This window comes from Phyllobacterium sp. GQ127 (assembly GCF_059758635.1).
In genome coordinates, this window is record NZ_JCAXDZ010000001.1 from 1438015 (window position 1) to 1453376 (window position 15362).

General features: G+C 50.8%; 16 protein-coding genes. 6 read left to right on the top strand and 10 right to left on the bottom strand.

Translation table 11 applies throughout. The features are described 5' to 3' along the window. The first annotated feature begins 41 nt into the window (after nucleotides 1–41). Nucleotides 42–503, top strand: coding sequence for an Lrp/AsnC ligand binding domain-containing protein (locus tag AC6CHM_RS07305; RefSeq protein ID WP_115052381.1), 462 nt, complete (start codon nucleotides 42–44; stop codon nucleotides 501–503). Between the two features lie 45 nt (nucleotides 504–548). On the opposite strand, the gene AC6CHM_RS07310 is transcribed toward AC6CHM_RS07305, so the two are convergent. Next, entirely contained in the window at nucleotides 549–1688 is a 1140-nt protein-coding gene (locus AC6CHM_RS07310) for a DUF2333 family protein (protein WP_115052380.1), read from the bottom strand. A 220-nt stretch (nucleotides 1689–1908) separates the two neighbouring features. Here AC6CHM_RS07310 and AC6CHM_RS07315 point away from each other — a divergent pair, with 220 nt between their 5' ends. Both AC6CHM_RS07315 and AC6CHM_RS07320 read left to right on the top strand, forming a co-directional pair. Next, nucleotides 1909–2673, top strand: coding sequence for a M12 family metallopeptidase (locus AC6CHM_RS07315; RefSeq protein WP_115052379.1), 765 nt, complete (start codon nucleotides 1909–1911; stop codon nucleotides 2671–2673). A gap of 38 nt (nucleotides 2674–2711) precedes the next feature. Next, complete coding sequence (locus AC6CHM_RS07320; RefSeq protein ID WP_440805490.1) at nucleotides 2712–3047, top strand: hypothetical protein; 336 nt, start codon at nucleotides 2712–2714, stop codon at nucleotides 3045–3047. Nucleotides 3048–3104: 57 nt separating this feature from the next. Here the strand turns inward: AC6CHM_RS07320 and AC6CHM_RS07325 are convergent, their stop codons facing one another. From AC6CHM_RS07325 to AC6CHM_RS07345, 5 genes are all read right to left on the bottom strand, one after another. Beyond that, a complete protein-coding gene (locus AC6CHM_RS07325; RefSeq protein ID WP_498172525.1) occupies nucleotides 3105–4388 on the bottom strand; it encodes a DUF6638 family protein in 1284 nt (427 codons plus the stop codon). Then, complete coding sequence (locus AC6CHM_RS07330) at nucleotides 4388–6298, bottom strand: AAA family ATPase (protein WP_307279647.1); 1911 nt, start codon at nucleotides 6296–6298, stop codon at nucleotides 4388–4390. The genes AC6CHM_RS07325 and AC6CHM_RS07330 overlap by 1 nt, the downstream gene beginning before the upstream one ends. A 13-nt stretch (nucleotides 6299–6311) precedes the next feature. Continuing rightward, nucleotides 6312–7463, bottom strand: a complete 1152-nt coding sequence (locus tag AC6CHM_RS07335) for a hypothetical protein (RefSeq protein ID WP_115052375.1) — start codon at nucleotides 7461–7463, stop codon at nucleotides 6312–6314. A 3-nt stretch (nucleotides 7464–7466) separates the two neighbouring features. Beyond that, the gene (locus tag AC6CHM_RS07340) at nucleotides 7467–8555 is read right to left on the bottom strand and encodes a hypothetical protein (RefSeq protein ID WP_115052374.1); all 1089 of its coding nucleotides are present in this window, start codon (nucleotides 8553–8555) and stop codon (nucleotides 7467–7469) included. 149 nt (nucleotides 8556–8704) lie between these two features. After that, a complete protein-coding gene (locus tag AC6CHM_RS07345; protein ID WP_498172527.1) occupies nucleotides 8705–9286 on the bottom strand; it encodes a thymidine kinase in 582 nt (193 codons plus the stop codon). Between the two features lie 187 nt (nucleotides 9287–9473). Between AC6CHM_RS07345 and AC6CHM_RS07350 the strand changes: the two genes are divergently transcribed. The 3 genes from AC6CHM_RS07350 (at nucleotide 9474) to choV (ending at nucleotide 12389) form a co-directional block, all read left to right on the top strand. Continuing rightward, nucleotides 9474–10415: a choline ABC transporter substrate-binding protein gene (locus AC6CHM_RS07350; RefSeq protein ID WP_336439685.1), complete on the top strand. Its 942-nt coding sequence runs from the start codon at nucleotides 9474–9476 to the stop codon at nucleotides 10413–10415. Nucleotides 10416–10509: 94 nt separating this feature from the next. Next, complete coding sequence (gene choW / locus AC6CHM_RS07355) at nucleotides 10510–11352, top strand: choline ABC transporter permease subunit (RefSeq protein WP_115052371.1); 843 nt, start codon at nucleotides 10510–10512, stop codon at nucleotides 11350–11352. After that, nucleotides 11349–12389, top strand: coding sequence for a choline ABC transporter ATP-binding protein (gene choV / locus AC6CHM_RS07360; protein ID WP_337354445.1), 1041 nt, complete (start codon nucleotides 11349–11351; stop codon nucleotides 12387–12389). Before choW ends, choV begins: the two co-directional genes overlap by 4 nt. Nucleotides 12390–12428: 39 nt before the next feature. On the opposite strand, the gene AC6CHM_RS07365 is transcribed toward choV, so the two are convergent. Genes AC6CHM_RS07365 through AC6CHM_RS07380 form a run of 4 tightly spaced genes read right to left on the bottom strand, consistent with a single transcriptional unit; the run spans nucleotide 12429 to nucleotide 15352 of the window. Continuing rightward, on the bottom strand, nucleotides 12429–12692 hold the full coding sequence (locus tag AC6CHM_RS07365; RefSeq protein ID WP_115053220.1) for a hypothetical protein: 264 nt from the start codon (nucleotides 12690–12692) through the stop codon (nucleotides 12429–12431). Between the two features lie 58 nt (nucleotides 12693–12750). Beyond that, complete coding sequence (locus tag AC6CHM_RS07370) at nucleotides 12751–13584, bottom strand: ABC transporter ATP-binding protein (protein WP_115052369.1); 834 nt, start codon at nucleotides 13582–13584, stop codon at nucleotides 12751–12753. Beyond that, nucleotides 13581–14438 carry an ABC transporter ATP-binding protein gene (locus AC6CHM_RS07375; protein ID WP_115052368.1) on the bottom strand — a complete coding sequence of 286 codons (858 nt, stop codon included), beginning with the start codon at nucleotides 14436–14438 and terminating at the stop codon, nucleotides 13581–13583. Before AC6CHM_RS07375 ends, AC6CHM_RS07370 begins: the two co-directional genes overlap by 4 nt. 2 nt (nucleotides 14439–14440) lie before the next feature. Further along, nucleotides 14441–15352, bottom strand: a complete 912-nt coding sequence (locus tag AC6CHM_RS07380) for an ABC transporter permease subunit (RefSeq protein ID WP_115052367.1) — start codon at nucleotides 15350–15352, stop codon at nucleotides 14441–14443. Nucleotides 15353–15362 lie beyond the last annotated feature (10 nt).

Below are 15362 nucleotides of genomic sequence, written 5' to 3' on the forward strand. Positions count from 1 at the left end.
CCTAATCAGAGTAAAAAACTAAAATGGGGAATTTTTTAGAGATGAAGAGTTTGGACAGTCTCGATCGCAGGATTCTGCGCGAGCTGCAAAAAGATGGAAGGCTATCCAATACTGAATTATCCGAACGTATCAGCCTTTCCCAAACAGCGACAACCGAAAGGGTGAAACGCCTATCCCGTGACGGCTATATACTTGGGTACACAGCAAAATTGTCGCCGAAAAAGCTCGATCGCGCAATGCTGGTTTTTGTCGAGATCAAGCTGGATCGCACCACACCGGACGTTTTCGCAACTTTCGCCGCTGCAACGCGCCGTAACCCGGACGTGATGGAATGTCATATGGTCGCCGGCGGGTTCGACTATTTGATCAAAGCCCGTGTCGCCGATATGGAGCATTACCGGCGTTTTCTTTCCGATGCGCTGCTTTCGCTACCGGGCGTTCGCGAAACCCATACTTATGCGGTCATGGAAGAAGTTAAGGAAACATCGGCCCTGCCGGTTTGATTGAGAAGAGGCGGGGCTAAGCCCGCCTCACCTATCAAAGCCCGCTTATTGTTGCAGCACCTGCTTGATATCGATCAGGTTCGAGCGGACGCGCAAAATATAGAAACCCATGGTCGTTAGGTGGTTTGGCAACAGCCAGCCCCCTTCACTGCCATTGGCGATGATCCAGGGCTGAATAGCCAGAGCAGAGCGCAATTGGCCGTCCATACCATCCCATAGCGGCGTAAGATGCTTTTCATCCAGCACCTGCCTGAAATCGACCTGTGCAGCATTCATCAAGCCGTAATAAGCGTAGAGCTGACCATAGGCGAACCAGAAACGATCATCGGCACGCGTATCGAACCAGCCATTATTGTGATTTTCGGAACGATCTTTCAGGATAGCTGATGTGGCACCGATATCATTGGCGATACGATCGATAAACTGAATCAGATTATCCGCACGCGCGTCGAAGATCGCGTTGCAGTTTTCCAGCTTTGTATTGAATGTGCGCAGATCATTCACAGCCGAGCGGTAATAGCTTGGCGTCGGCGTTTTCGGACCAAATGGATTGAGGCCGAAATACCATGCATCCTCGGTGAACTGCAGATTACCGCGAGCCTTTTGCAGGTCACCATCAATCTGTGAGGTGCCACGAACGCGCCCCAACGTATCGACCAACTCTATACCCGTTCGGCGGACGGCTGAATTGATACCTCGTTGAAAGGATGCCTTGTTATCAAGAAATGGCGTCCTGTCCCAATCCATACCGAAAAATCCGAGCTTGTAGAGCAGCATCGAGGAGATCCAGGCATTCTGGTTGACGTTGAAATCCGTCAAATCCGCAGTGACTGTTACAATTGCGGAACGAGCACAGGTCTTGGCAACATTTGTGCCCGTCGTCGCAGCTGCAGCGGGCGCAGCCAATGGCTCGCCAGCAGGCGCTGTCTGATTCTTGAAATTATAGGACGCAACATAATCCGGATTAAAATTGGTCCAGGCCTGCGTGTTGTAAAAGAAATAACCGTAAAGACCCAGCCAGAGGAGAAGAGCAAGACCCACCACAATCTTGAGAATAAACCCCCTCTGCGTATACCAGCTGCCCGCCCACATGAATGGCCACAGGAGGATACCGACAATAAACCCGATACCACGTCCGATATAGGTGAATATTCGGCTGAAAAAATTAACTACGGGCTCGAGCATCCTGTTTCCTTCACTGGTCAAGTCCATAGAGCCGCTTTCGCAGCCCATCCTTGTCCTTCAAATAGGTTGTTTTGAGAATATCGACAATGCAGTCTGAAATAAATTGCTCATTTGCGACTAAAGTCAAATTGACAACCTCAATACATACTGCTGAAATCACAGCATAACATATTGATATTATAGTTTTTTTTCATTTTTCCAATCACACTTGGGAAGGCCCATGAGATTGTATCCCGTTTTTCAAATCCATGTTCTTATATTGTCATTAGCTAGCTTCAGTGGCAGCTCGGAAGTACTAGCTCACGATAAATTACAGCACACTTCCAGAAGCGGGAAGGTTGAAGGATTTCCACTTGAAACATCCATCTGGCCCACCAAGAATATAGCAACGTGCTGGAAAATGGATGACACCACTTACAATAGGTACGCCGCGCAACGGCAGGTCGTGCAGAATGCAGTTGCAGACACATGGGAAGCAGTATCACAGGTACGTTTTACCGGCTGGCAACAGTGCTCTGGTCAACCGATTGATGGCCTCAGAGTTGCGGTGGTGGACGATACAATTATTGGAAACAGCGACGATGCACCAGGCACTTATGGCCTCGGAACACAGCTTAAGAACAAATCCGTTGGCATCGACTTAAATTTCGAGTTTACGACTTTCAGCACCAGTTGCCAGCAAACAAAAATCGAATGCATTCGCAAAATTGCAGTGCATGAATTTGGCCATGCTCTAGGTTTCGCCCATGAGCAATTACGTGACGATAAACCTCCAATTTGTACCAAAGGACAGCCAGTCGGAGATACTGCTGGGGACAAAAAATTTGGTCCATGGGATGCAGAATCCGTCATGAACTACTGCAATCCAGTATGGAACAATGGTGGCATTCTAAGCGCTGGCGATATTGCAATGGTGCAGCATTATTATGGAGCGCTCAAATCCAAATTGGAAATGAGTCCTGTTACTTTTCTCCTTTTCGATTAGCCGGTTAATATAAATTCACTAATGGAGATTATGTTGATATGACATTCTTGAAGTATGTCCTTGTCGCGGTAGCAATGGTTTCTAGTTTCTCCGCTTATGGAGGCGAAGGATCAGGTCTTGTCCGCAGGATTGCTGTCATCGGCGACGGTAGGGTAATATTTAGTGTTGATACCCATAACAACGTACCAGTCTGCGGCAAAAGCGTCACCGGAGAGTTTGATTTTGACGGCACGACAACTGTAGGAAAAAATATGCTTGCAATCCTGATTGCAGCTGCAAACACCAACAAACCTATTTCAATAGACGGGTCCTCGAAGTGCCTTACTAGATGGCAGGATCGAGAAACCGCCCTACACGTCACAATTGTGTATTGAAAGAGGAAAGGGGCGGAGCATGAAGTAGAAAATATTTCAGACCAATTTCAATCCACACTATCCTAGTCCAAACAACCGCTTTCGCAGCCCTTCCTTGTCCTTCAAATAGGTTGTTTTGAGAATATCGACAACGTGTTCCTGATAAGGAAGACTCCAGCGTTGATAATCGGCATAAAAACCGGGCTTGTTAAACACATAGCGCGACAGAAAATCCCAAGGCACAAAATCACTGATCAGCTGATTCACCAGCCATGCATCAGGATGCTTGGGCAACGCTCGGACAACAAGAAATCGCCGCGACGGATCAGTTTCAGATATATTTAACTGGCCGGATTGTCCGATCTCCCGCTTCACTGCGTTGAGAAATGGCCATGTGCCATCATGATTGATCAGGCTGGCATTGGCATGAATCCATGTTTGCAGCCAAATCCGGTCAATATTCTTTAAATCACGCTCTGGCTCCAGCGTTTGGATCAGGTGACGGATAATCATCTCGCCGCGATTTTCCAGATAACCGGATTGCTCAATCCACGATGCACGCGGCAATTCAATACGCGACGTCGTGCTCAGGAACTGGAAAACCTGCTCGGCATCCTTGATCGAAATATAATTGACCTGCCAGGGACGCGAGCGCCGGAAACCTGGTGCTTCAGGATTCCCGATAACAGTGGTCGTATTGTCATCGACAAAAATATAGACCCCGCCAAAATGACTGGTCCAAAAGGCGGTATGCCTGAAAAGCACCTTGTCGGGAACCAGCGAGTTTTCGCGGATATCACCCGTGACTTTGGCAAGCTCGACCATACGCTCCAGCATTGCATTGTCGCGCCATGCGTCAGGCTCATCTTTGAGGCGGTCGGCCAGCAAGCGTAGCTCAGACGCCTGCGCCATAACGTTTTGCGCTGAAAGCACGCGAAACTCGACCTGATTAATGGAAAGCAGATCTTCGATATCAGAGACAACCGAAACCGAATCTTCGATCTCGCCATAAAGGACATCCTTGATGGTCAGCGCATCGATCGCCCGGGCATTGCTCGAAAAAAACTCGTACATCAATTGCGACGTATTGGAGAATTGCGTGTGAACAACGGGCAAGTCGGCTTGCGACGGCGTGAGGATAATGAAGCGTCTGTTCACGCCATTCGGATCAAGATAAGCGGGATCCTTCAGTTCTTCGGCGATCTGTGGCGAGAATCCTGTCCTGTCAATGTCGAACTCATTCAGCTTGCTAACTGGAAAGCCAAAGGATTGAAGCGCTTTATTGTACCGCTCAACAAGGTGCGGCTGGTCAATTTTCAACAACCGCCCATAGATCAGATCATTCTGGTAGAGCAGTTCCATCAGGCTTCCCATTGCCCCTTGGCTTTCAACGCCTCGACTTCCTTGACAGCACGCTCGCGCAGCCTTGCATCACGCACCATTTTGTCGATGGCGGCATCGTCGGACTTGTCGGCATAGCGGAATTCCGAATCCGCATAACGATTGATTTCCTGTAACACCATATCCATCGTGAACGGTTTACGCAGCGCCTCAATCATCGCTTTCTTATCATCATAATTCTTGTGCATGAACGTTTCGGGTTTTTCAAACCACTCGTCCGGCAGCTCGACATCCATTGCCCGCATCTTGATCGCATCGGTGACGTTTTTGATCGCACGTCCCGTGAAACGCGGTTCGCGCTCTTTGATCATATGGAGATATGTGCCAACATCGGACAATGTTTCGGGTTGGCCATTATCCTTTATGAAACGGTCGTAGACGACTTTCAGCCCATCTTCTTGTGGCTTCGACAATTCCTCATATGCAGTCTCCACCGCACGTTGAATTTGCTGTGCTTCATAGAGCTTATGGTCCCCAAGCGGAATCTTGTGGTTCTTACCTGCCAGCAGCGCAAAGATGTCAATATAGTCGTCGCGTGTCTGCGGACCATCAACCAGCCAACGCGCACCAGCGCGCTGGCGCAGCGCATCATCGACATTCTCCGGATAGTTGGAGAACATGCCGAAAGAGCAGTTGCCTCTCACAACAGTCGAAGCACCTGCAAAAGCTTCCATCAGAACGCCGGTTATCTCATGCTGGCCCGATGAAGCCCGGTCATCCGAGCGCTTGGCGGCGACCTGATCAATATCGTCGATCGTACCGAAACCGATGGTACGCGGATTGAGAACATTGGTAACGAACTGCTTACAGTTCTGACCCGATTTGCCTTGATATGAGGATATCTGGTCTACACCAAAGTTTTCGTAATGAAAGGCATAGCCAGCAACCTGACAGTAATCATTGACGAGTCCCGCTATCATCTGGATCAGTGTTGTTTTACCCGTACCCGGCGCGCCGTCGCCAATGAATGTGAACAGGAATCCACCGAGTTCCACGAACGGGTTGAGCTGTCTGTCAAAATCATAAGCCATCAGCATTTTGGATAATTTTAACGCCTGATATTTGGCGATGTGATTGCCGACAACTTCGCTCGGCTTTCTGAACGTCATGACCAGCGGCGTGCGTTTTTTTGACGGCGCTACGTCGAAGCCATCCAATGTGAAATCGTCGCTATCCAGCCGCAGGTGCATGTCATCAAAACTGCCCAGCCCTTCAAATCGACCCTTTCGCTGCAAAAGCCCGTCAATACTGAGCGCTGCAAAAGCCTTGGCTCGTGCCAGCATTGTCTGTTCGTCCTTTACCCCGCTTATGGCGCGATCCAGTCCAGCGATTACTGACTTCAATGCATCCTGCGACGTGTCAAACAGGAAATCCGGCTCGGCAATATCATTTGCGGGCTCCCCGTCCGCTTCGATTAATTGGGCCAGATAGGCAGACAGAGAAAATGCCGCAATGTAGGATGCCGCCGATAGGAGACGTTTGAAATGGCTGGCCTCCTCACCTTGCAGCGGCGCAGAGGCATTGCGCGCCATCAGGCTTTCAAAGTCGCTCTGCCTTCCAAAGACATCCGCTACGGCAAGAGCAATAGCGACGCCGCGTCGCGCTCTGAACAACAATGTGTGCTGGGCGATCGACAACATCGGGTCATCCGCCCGCACAGATTGCACAGTTTTGGCAAATTCGACCTCACGCGTCTTGCGTAGCCCGCCAGTTGAGACTGTCGAAACGAAACGACGGCCAGTGCCCGCGATCTCGGTGCCCGACTGCCCCTCGCTGGTTTCAAGCGAAACAAATCGCGTCACCATTGCGTTCGCAACCGGAAGGTGTTTGTCGATATCTTTTTCTTCAATCGTCGTCAGGCCGACATCCATGAACTCAGTCCTTTTAAATGCCGCTGATAACCTGCCCATTCGACAGGATATGCGTTTCAAAGCCGGTAAAAATCCGCGATGCTTCCCCAGAGGCGTAGAGCGCCTGATATGCTTCATGAGGAACCAGAGCGTGCTGCTCGTAGTAACTTACACCCTGTCGGGTGGCTTCCAGATCGTCAGTATTAATATGAAATTCTTCGCGAGACGGTTCTGAAGACCAGATGCCGCGTTTTCCCGGTTTCTCGGCTGTCGAGAACACTTCCTGCATGGTCCAGGTCAACAGCCACGCGTCTTCAGGCCGACGGACACGCTCAAGCACATCTGCAACTTTCTGGTTATGCTCTGTGATCCCCGCCGTATAGAATGGGCCTAGAACAATTCGGCGCAATTGCTTGGGGTGCAATTCTGGGAAATCCTTGTCTAGGCTCATCGCGATTGTTACGGGGGATAGTGAATAGGCGGAATTTTTTGCCGCAAAATCATCGAAACGGCTTGCCAGATCGGGGTTCAGCAAACCACCCACTGGAAGTGGAATTTTGACTTTGGGATTGAGCTTTCCATCCTTCTGGACCAGTGTTTCGACGATGTCTTCCGAAGAATCCTCAATGACTGCCATATAGATCAGGGGGAGGTTCGAAGCACCATCGAAGGCTCCCCAATGCACGACGTAAAACGGGCGCATTGTCTTTGGATTTACTGAAACACGGATCGTTGTGGGAAGTACGAATGGCGAAAAAACCTCGCCTTTCAAAACTGTCTCCAGATAGATGCGCTCAGCTATGGATTTTTGTAAATCTCGCGGAAACTCGCGGTGGCGCAGGATGAAATCCACCATCTCGCTGCGCAATGTTTCCACCGGCGATATGGCAGCAAGTCGTCCCTTTGCTTCCTTCTTGTCATTTTCCAGTTCCAGCACGTTCTGGAATACAGGAAAGCCGCTTTCCGCCTTGGATATACGGAAGCGCTCTGTAAAGCCAAGCCTGTTACGCCAGCACTCAAATGATGCGTCCAGCCGCTCGAGATATTCTGCAACGGTCTGAGCAACCAGATCATGCTTGTAAAGCGGCGAGTCTTGATTGTTCAGGAAAACTTCAAGCCCATCCAATGCTGCACGGATTGCACCGAAGTAACGTTCCGCCGCCGCCAGATCTGCATTCTCCGCCATGAATTAACTCTGAACGTAATCGGCAGAATTATGTTTTTTGAGCACTTCAGAGAACCTGCGGGCAAATGCATCATCTGCAAGCTTCTTGCGGCGCTGAATATCTTGCGAACTGACCATGTTCTTTTCGTGCATCTCGAGAAGGTCGCCAATGTGTTTTTGTGCAGCGGCACCAACACCAGCCATGGTTTCCTCGGCCGCCTTGTCCACCTGGCTACCAAGCGTATTGATCTTGTGGGCAACATCTTGTTGAGCCGCAGTCTTGAGAGAGTCTTCCAGAGCCTTGTAAAGCACAATGCGCTGTTCGGTATCGATAGCCAGCTTGTTGATCAGCGTGCTTTGAGCGGCGATCTGATTGTTGAGCGAGTCAACAAATGTCTGGAACATCGAGGTATAGCGTTCAAGAGTCTGGCTCTCAGCCAGCAGTTCCTGTTCCTTGGCCTGACGTTCATTATACTCGGTGGCGAGCTTGGAACGCTCTCCCTCAAGTTGCGCCCGTGTCCCTTGATCGGTCGACGCGGCAATGCGGTTTTCGATATCAAGCAATAGCGGATTAAGTTCTTCGATACGCTTTTGAGTCGCTTCAAGCGTAGCAATAGTGGTCTTGCGGCGCTCAATCACTGTTGCCAGGCTGTTTTCCGAGGTTTTGTACCGGGCATCGAGAACAACTTTTTGCTCTTTCAAAATACCGACGATGCGATCTGATTTGGTAAGAAGCTCCTGAAGATTGCCCGCGAGCGACATGTTGCGCACCCTATCGGAGCGCAGACGCTGCATCTTGTCTTTTGAAAACACGCCAATAAATTTTTCCCAGCCCGAATAGCCCTTCATGCTTTCGAATTCTGTACCGAAAATGTTGGTGGCATCCTCCAAGCCGATAATCAACTCGGCAATATTGCCTTCCATTGCCTTTTGCTGGCGCAACACGTCGTCGATGCGCGCATTCTCGATGTCAAAGTCGGCGGCGCCAATCTTTGCATCTGCTTTGGCGAATTTATCGAGAACAACGCTGGACTGATCAATCTTCGCACGCATGTCGTTGACCATTGTTTTGGTCTTTTCAATCTCAGCGTCGAAATCTTGCAAACTCGCCATTATAAATCTCCCCTATTGCGTAATTGAAATATCAACCATGATCCCGATTGCATATAGCAATTACATCTTGTCAAACAATGCCTGCAGCCAGATGACAACGGCGGGCGCGGACTTGCAAGCGAAGAATATCGGCTAATTATACGGTTGCCCTATAAAGAATGTCCGGTTTCATCTTCCCAATGTTTACGGCAGAGCGAAACATAGACAGACTTTTCGATGGCAACCTGATTTCCTTCAGTGAGCGCCTTGCCGGTTTGGTCCTTGCGCACCACCATGGTAGCCTTGGCTCCGCAATGGCAGATTGTCCGGATTTCACGCAATGTATCGGCAATAGCAAGGAGTTCAGAGGAACCAGAAAAGAGCTTTCCCTGAAAGTCGGTACGAAGACCAAAACACATAACTGGAATGTTCAATCTGTCAGCTACGCGGGCAAGCTGCCACACTTGTTCCTTGGTCAGAAATTGTGCCTCATCAACAAATGCGCAACTGAGCGGAGCTTCACCATTCGCATCCTTGATTCGTGCAAACAGATCGTCATCGTCCCAATAAAGTTCGGCAGGTGCACTGACGCCAAGCCTTGATGTTATTCTCCCCACACCATTTTCTGCATAATGACCGGCAGTGAACAGTATGGTTCGCATACCCTGCTCTCGATAGTTGTGAGAAGCCTGCAGGAGAAGCGTCGATTTACCGGCATTCATTGCCGAATAACTGAAGTATAATTTTGCCATAACCGCTTTAACCAGACTTGCGTTCTGGCTTGAAGCCACAGCATGAGTACAGCGTTCACTTTTTGTGGAATATCAACAACTGTCGCTATTTGACCGGATTTATGCGCGCCTATGCTTGAATGGCTGCCCGTTTGATGCTTGGTTCAGCAGATTGAATGCCGGGAAAAGCCGGAAGGGGAAAACAAATATGAAAACTCTGTCCAAATTGACTGTTACCTTGGCTTTGGTGCTTTCGGCGGGCACCGCATTGGCTGCCGAACCTGAGAGCTGTAAAAATGTACGCTTTGCCGATGTCGGCTGGACTGATGTGACCGCCACAACCGCAACAACAGCCGAAGTGCTCAAGGCGCTTGGCTACAGCACCGACATAAAAGTCCTGTCGGTGCCTGTGACCTATGCCTCCCTCGGCAAAAAAGACATTGATATTTTTCTTGGCAATTGGATGCCAACGCAATCAGCTGATATCAAACCCTACATTGAGAACAAGACCGTTGAGGACCTCGGTTCGAACCTAACCGGCGCGAAATATACGCTTGCCGTGCCACAATATCTTTATGACAAGGGTCTGAAGGATTTCAAGGATATCGCCAAATTCAAGGATGATCTTGGCGGCAAGATCTATGGTATCGAGCCTGGCAATGACGGCAATCGCCTCATCCTTGACATGATTTCGAAAGACCAGTTTGGCCTGAAGGGTTTCCAGCTTGCCGAGTCATCCGAGCAGGGCATGCTCGCCCAAGTTGCGAAAGATACCAAGTCCGAAAAGCCTGTGGTGTTCCTCGGCTGGGAACCGCATCCAATGAATGCCAACTTCAAGCTCGCCTATCTCTCTGGTGGCGACGACGTATTTGGCCCTAATTTTGGTGGCGCTGAAGTCCATACCAATGTTCGCACCGGCTACACAACCGAATGTCCGAATGTTGGCAAACTGCTTGCCAATCTCAAATTTACGCTACCCATGGAAAACGAGATCATGGGCAAAATCCTGGATGACGGGGAAGATGCTGCCGACGCTGCAACGGAATGGTTGAAAGCCAATCCGGGTGTTCTCGATGCGTGGTTGGCTGGTGTCACTACCTATGACGGCAAAGATGGTCTCCCCGCTGTCAAGGCAGAGCTCGGCCTTTAAGCCGGTGCAACAAGAGCATGAAACAAGTGCCGCCCGGCCAACCGGCCGGGAGGCTTTTTCCGCTTATTGATAGAACGACAGAGGGATAGTTCGGTTGGACTGGCTGACACAAGACAAGATTCCAGTCGGCAAGACGGCTAAGGCCGTCGTCGATTGGCTCACCACCAACTTTGCCGGGTTCTTTGACGGACTTGCAATGGTGATGCAAAGTTTCATTGACGGACTTATGTTCGTGCTGAAATACCCTCACCCTTTGGTTATGATCGCCATATTTGCTGCCGTTGCCTATGCCTTGCGGCGTTCAATTGCGGTCACCATTCTTACGATTGTGGGATTTCTCTTCATTGTTAACCAGGGCTACTGGGACGAGACGATGGAAACCCTCACCCTGGTGCTTTCTTCCTGCATCCTTTGCATGGGTATCGGTGTCCCTATTGGCATCATTGCCGCGCATCGACCCAAATTTTATTCGGCAATTCGCCCTGTGCTGGACTTGATGCAGACATTGCCAACCTTCGTCTATCTTATTCCCGCCATCGTGTTCTTCGGCATTGGCATGGTGCCGGGCTTGCTTGCCACGGCAATCTTTGTACTACCTGCCCCCATTCGCCTGACTCATCTTGGCGTCTCATCGACCCCGCTGCATTTGGTTGAAGCTGGGGAAGCCTTTGGCGCTTCGTCGCGGCAACTATTGTGGAAGATTGAATTGCCCTATGCCATGCCGCAGATTCTGGCAGGCCTCACCCAGACCATTATGCTGTCGCTTTCCATGGTTGTTATCGCCGCGCTGGTTGGCGCCGACGGTCTTGGCGTTCCGGTTGTTCGTGCCCTTAATTCGGTCAATACCGCTCTTGGCTTTGAAGCCGGTCTCGTCATCGTGGTCGTTGCCATCGTGCTTGACCGCATTTTCCGCCCCGGCAAGGAGCAAGGTGAATGACTGCTATTACACTTGATCAAGTCTGCATTATTTTCGGCAAACGGACCGACGCGTCACTGGCCTTGGCTGACCAGGGAAAAAGCAGGTCGGAGATTCAGGCTGAAACCGGTCATGTTCTGGGCGTTCACAACTGTTCGCTGACCATTGCCGAAGGCGAAATACTGGTCCTTATGGGCCTATCCGGTTCTGGCAAGTCCACATTGCTGCGCGCTATCAACCGTCTCAACCCTATTTCACGTGGTTCAGTCGTCGTTCATAATGACGGGCAGTCAATCGACGTAGGCAAGGCGGACAAGACGACTTTGCGCAACCTGCGCAAACATCTGGTGTCGATGGTCTTCCAGCAGTTTGGACTTTTGCCTTGGCGTACCGTTGAGGAGAATGTCGGTTTCGGACTGGAGCTTTCCGGAGTGCCGAAGGAAGAGCGCGCGCGCGCCGTTCAACAGCAACTTGAACTGGTCAATTTGAAAGACTGGGCCAAGCGAAAGGTTGGAGAGCTCTCGGGCGGCATGCAACAACGTGTGGGCCTTGCCCGCGCATTTGCGACCGGAGCTCCAATCCTGTTAATGGACGAACCGTTTTGCTCCCTTGATCCTCTCATTCGCAACAGGCTGCAAGACGAGCTATTGAGCTTGCAGGATCGACTGAAGAAGACAATCGTGTTTGTCAGTCACGACCTTGATGAAGCGATGAAAATCGGCAATCGCATTGCCATCATGGAAGGTGGCCGCATAATTCAGTGCGGAACAGCGCAGGATATTCTTCTAAACCCGGCAGATGATTATGTGGCGGATTTCGTCGCCAATATGAATCCACTTGGAGTGCTGACAGCGGCCGACATCATGGTTCCACTTGACCGCTCACGCGGTGACCGGCCATTCGCGGCCACTGCCCGGCCCGATACACCTGTGCGGGATGTGATGCAGGCAGTGGCCAAGAATAGCGGTGATGTCGGCGTTGTCGAAAAAGGCGCTATTCTTGGCATGATTTCCGCTGACGATATTGTTCGCGGTCTGCTCAAACATCAGAAGAAATAGTCAGGTCCGTCCTAACTTCCGGACTTAGCGCCGCTCTTGCTATTCTTCTTCGTTTTCTTCGGACTCATCCGATTTGCCAGCAGGCATCCATCCCGTTGGCGTTACCTTTTTCTGCGTGCTGGAATCGGTAAATACCCACCATCCGGCATCGGTCTCATCCCACTGACCGCCAGTAACTTTGAGGCGATCCAACGAACGATACTGCCCGATGGATTGGTTTTCCTGCCCATCTTCATCTGTCCAGAAAATCTGCACCTTGCTGCCATCTGTCGGGGCAGATGAAATCGACTGCTTTTTGCTCACGGACATTCCTCCTGTTGAAGCTCAATGAGTGAATGCCTGATTGCAAATCGGGCTTCGCTCAGGCGGCAGCTTTTTTCTTTGCAATACGCGCCCGGATGCTCTCCACGTCAGATTTCGGCGTCGCCGCAAACAGCGTCTTGGTATAGCTGTGTTGCGGGTTTGAAAACACCTCGTCGCGCGTACCGTATTCAACCACCTCACCATAATACATGACCATAACGTCATCGGCGATATAACGAACCACCGACAGATCATGACTGATGAAAACATAAGTCAAGTTGAACTCATCCTGCAGATCCGCAAGTAGATTGAGAACCTGCGCCTGCACCGAAAGATCGAGCGCAGAAACAGGCTCGTCCAGAACAAGCAGGCTTGGGCTCAACATCAGTGCGCGCGCTATGGCGATACGCTGACGCTGGCCGCCGGAGAACATATGCGGGTAGCGATTATAGTGTTCAGGGCCAAGGCCTACTTTTACCAGCATCTGCATGGCAAGTTCGCGCCGCTCTGCAGCGGTCTTCTTGGTATTCAGCAGCAATGGTTCGCCTAGAACTTCACCAATCTTCTGACGTGGATTCAGCGAACCATAAGGATTCTGAAAAATGATCTGCACCTTGCGGCGCATTTCGGTCGTCACCTTGTCTTTGGCAATATTGATAGGCTTGCCGTCAATGAGCAATTCGCCGGATGTCTGCGGATCGATCAGCGTCAGAATACGACCAAGTGTCGATTTTCCGCATCCGCTTTCGCCCACTATTGCAAGCGTCTTGCCCTTCTCAACAGTGAAATTCACGCCCTTTACAGCCTGAACGGTCTTTGCCTTTCCAAACAGGCCACCGCCAACGTGATACTCGCGTACGATATTGCGGCCTTCGAGTACAATCTCGCTCATGATGCAGCTCCTGCATTGGCTGCTTCGTTTTTCATGAAATCAGCCACGGTCGAAAGTCGATCGCCGGTCGCATTTTCGGGAAGAGCGGAAAGCAATGCGCGGGTATATGGGCTCTTGGGCGCCTCAAAAAGCGTCAGCACATCGGCCTCTTCCATCTTCGTGCCCTTATACTGAACGATTACACGATCAGCAGTTTCAGCCACTACACCCATATCATGGGTGATCATAATCAATCCCATGCCATGCTCGGCTTGAAGACGAACAAGCAAATCGAGAATTTGCTTTTGGATGGTAACGTCAAGCGCGGTCGTTGGCTCATCTGCGATCAGCAGCTTTGGATTGCACGCAATCGCGATAGCGATCATGACGCGCTGGCACTGCCCGCCCGACATCTGATGCGGATAAGAGTTGAGCCGCTCTTCCGGGGTCGGGATACCGACCTGTTTAAAGAGCTCTATGGCACGGGCTCGCCTTGCCTTTTTGTCGAGTTTCATATGAACCCGCAGAACTTCTTCCAGCTGGAATCCAACAGTGAAACACGGATTAAGGCTCGCCATAGGCTCTTGGAAGATCATCGCAACGTCGCGCCCGATGATTTCACGCCGACGTTTGCTCGTCATTGTCAGCATGTCGTGACCATCAAATGTCATGCTGTCGGCAGTGACTGTTGCTGATTTGGGCAGCAGCCCCATAACAGCCAGCATCGCAACGGATTTTCCAGAACCGGATTCACCGACAATTGCCAGGACTTCGCGAGCTTCGACCGATAAATCAATGCCTTGGACGGCCATAAACATGCCATTGCTGGTATCGAAGCCGACAGAAAGATTTTTGATTTCGAGTAGCTTGCTCATGTTCAGCTCCTCTTCAGTTTTGGATCAAGCGCATCGCGCAATCCGTCACCGACGAGATTGATAGCAAGCACTGTAATCAGAATTGCGAGACCGGGCAGCGTTACCACCCACCATTGACCGCTTGCGATAAATTCACGTGCATCGGCCAGCATTGTTCCCCATTCCGATGCCGGTGGCTGAGCACCGTAACCCAGGAAGCCCAGTGCTGCAGCGTCAAGAATCGCATTGGAAAATGAGAGCGTCGCCTGAACAATCAGCGGTGCCATGCAGTTAGGCAGGATCGTCTTGAACATTAACCGCAGCGGACCAGCACCGGCAACCTTTGCGGCCACCACATAATCACGCGTCTTTTCGGCCATCACCGCAGCGCGGGTCAAACGCACGAAATGCGGTTGATACACCAGCGCGATGGAGATCATTGCCCCGGTCAATCCCGGCCCGATAATTGCTACCAGAACCAGAGCAAGCAACAATGATGGAAAGGCCAGGATGACATCCATCAGGCGCATAATAACTGTATCGACCCAACCGCGGAAATAGCCAGCGATAACACCTAGAAAAATACCGCCGACAAGCGCGATACAGGTGACGACAATGCCGATAAACAGTGAATAGCGCGCGCCGTAAATCAGACGCGAGAGAATATCTCGACCAACGGCATCTGTTCCAAGCAGATAGCCTGCACGTCCGCCTTCCTGGAAGATTGGTGGCAGGAGTACAGCATCGCGGTACTGATCTGCCGGGCCGTGCGGGGCAATCCATGGTGCAAAAATAGCCGTTATAATCAGCAATATGAAAACTGCCAGGCCGATGACGGCACCACGATTTTCCGAGAAATAATACCAAAACTCGGCAAGCTGCCGTCGGAGAGATGAATCGGTGGAGGTTCCACTTTGAATATTTGTCTGGGCCATGATCTATCCC

Excerpts from the sequence above, each read along its gene's own strand:
- AC6CHM_RS07330 (WP_307279647.1), bottom strand. The coding sequence starts at position 6,298 with ATGGATGTCGGCCTGACGACGATTGAAGAAAAAGATATCGACAAACAC.
- AC6CHM_RS07325 (WP_498172525.1), bottom strand. The coding sequence starts at position 4,388 with ATGGAACTGCTCTACCAGAATGATCTGATCTATGGGCGGTTGTTGAAA.
- AC6CHM_RS07350 (WP_336439685.1), top strand. The coding sequence starts at position 9,474 with ATGAAAACTCTGTCCAAATTGACTGTTACCTTGGCTTTGGTGCTTTCG.
- AC6CHM_RS07335 (WP_115052375.1), bottom strand. The coding sequence starts at position 7,463 with ATGGCGGAGAATGCAGATCTGGCGGCGGCGGAACGTTACTTCGGTGCA.
- AC6CHM_RS07380 (WP_115052367.1), bottom strand. The coding sequence starts at position 15,352 with ATGGCCCAGACAAATATTCAAAGTGGAACCTCCACCGATTCATCTCTC.
- AC6CHM_RS07310 (WP_115052380.1), bottom strand. The coding sequence starts at position 1,688 with ATGCTCGAGCCCGTAGTTAATTTTTTCAGCCGAATATTCACCTATATC.
- choV (WP_337354445.1), top strand. The coding sequence starts at position 11,349 with ATGACTGCTATTACACTTGATCAAGTCTGCATTATTTTCGGCAAACGG.
- AC6CHM_RS07315 (WP_115052379.1), top strand. The coding sequence starts at position 1,909 with ATGAGATTGTATCCCGTTTTTCAAATCCATGTTCTTATATTGTCATTA.
- AC6CHM_RS07345 (WP_498172527.1), bottom strand. The coding sequence starts at position 9,286 with ATGGCAAAATTATACTTCAGTTATTCGGCAATGAATGCCGGTAAATCG.
- AC6CHM_RS07305 (WP_115052381.1), top strand. The coding sequence starts at position 42 with ATGAAGAGTTTGGACAGTCTCGATCGCAGGATTCTGCGCGAGCTGCAA.
- AC6CHM_RS07320 (WP_440805490.1), top strand. The coding sequence starts at position 2,712 with ATGACATTCTTGAAGTATGTCCTTGTCGCGGTAGCAATGGTTTCTAGT.
- AC6CHM_RS07375 (WP_115052368.1), bottom strand. The coding sequence starts at position 14,438 with ATGAGCAAGCTACTCGAAATCAAAAATCTTTCTGTCGGCTTCGATACC.
- AC6CHM_RS07370 (WP_115052369.1), bottom strand. The coding sequence starts at position 13,584 with ATGAGCGAGATTGTACTCGAAGGCCGCAATATCGTACGCGAGTATCAC.
- AC6CHM_RS07340 (WP_115052374.1), bottom strand. The coding sequence starts at position 8,555 with ATGGCGAGTTTGCAAGATTTCGACGCTGAGATTGAAAAGACCAAAACA.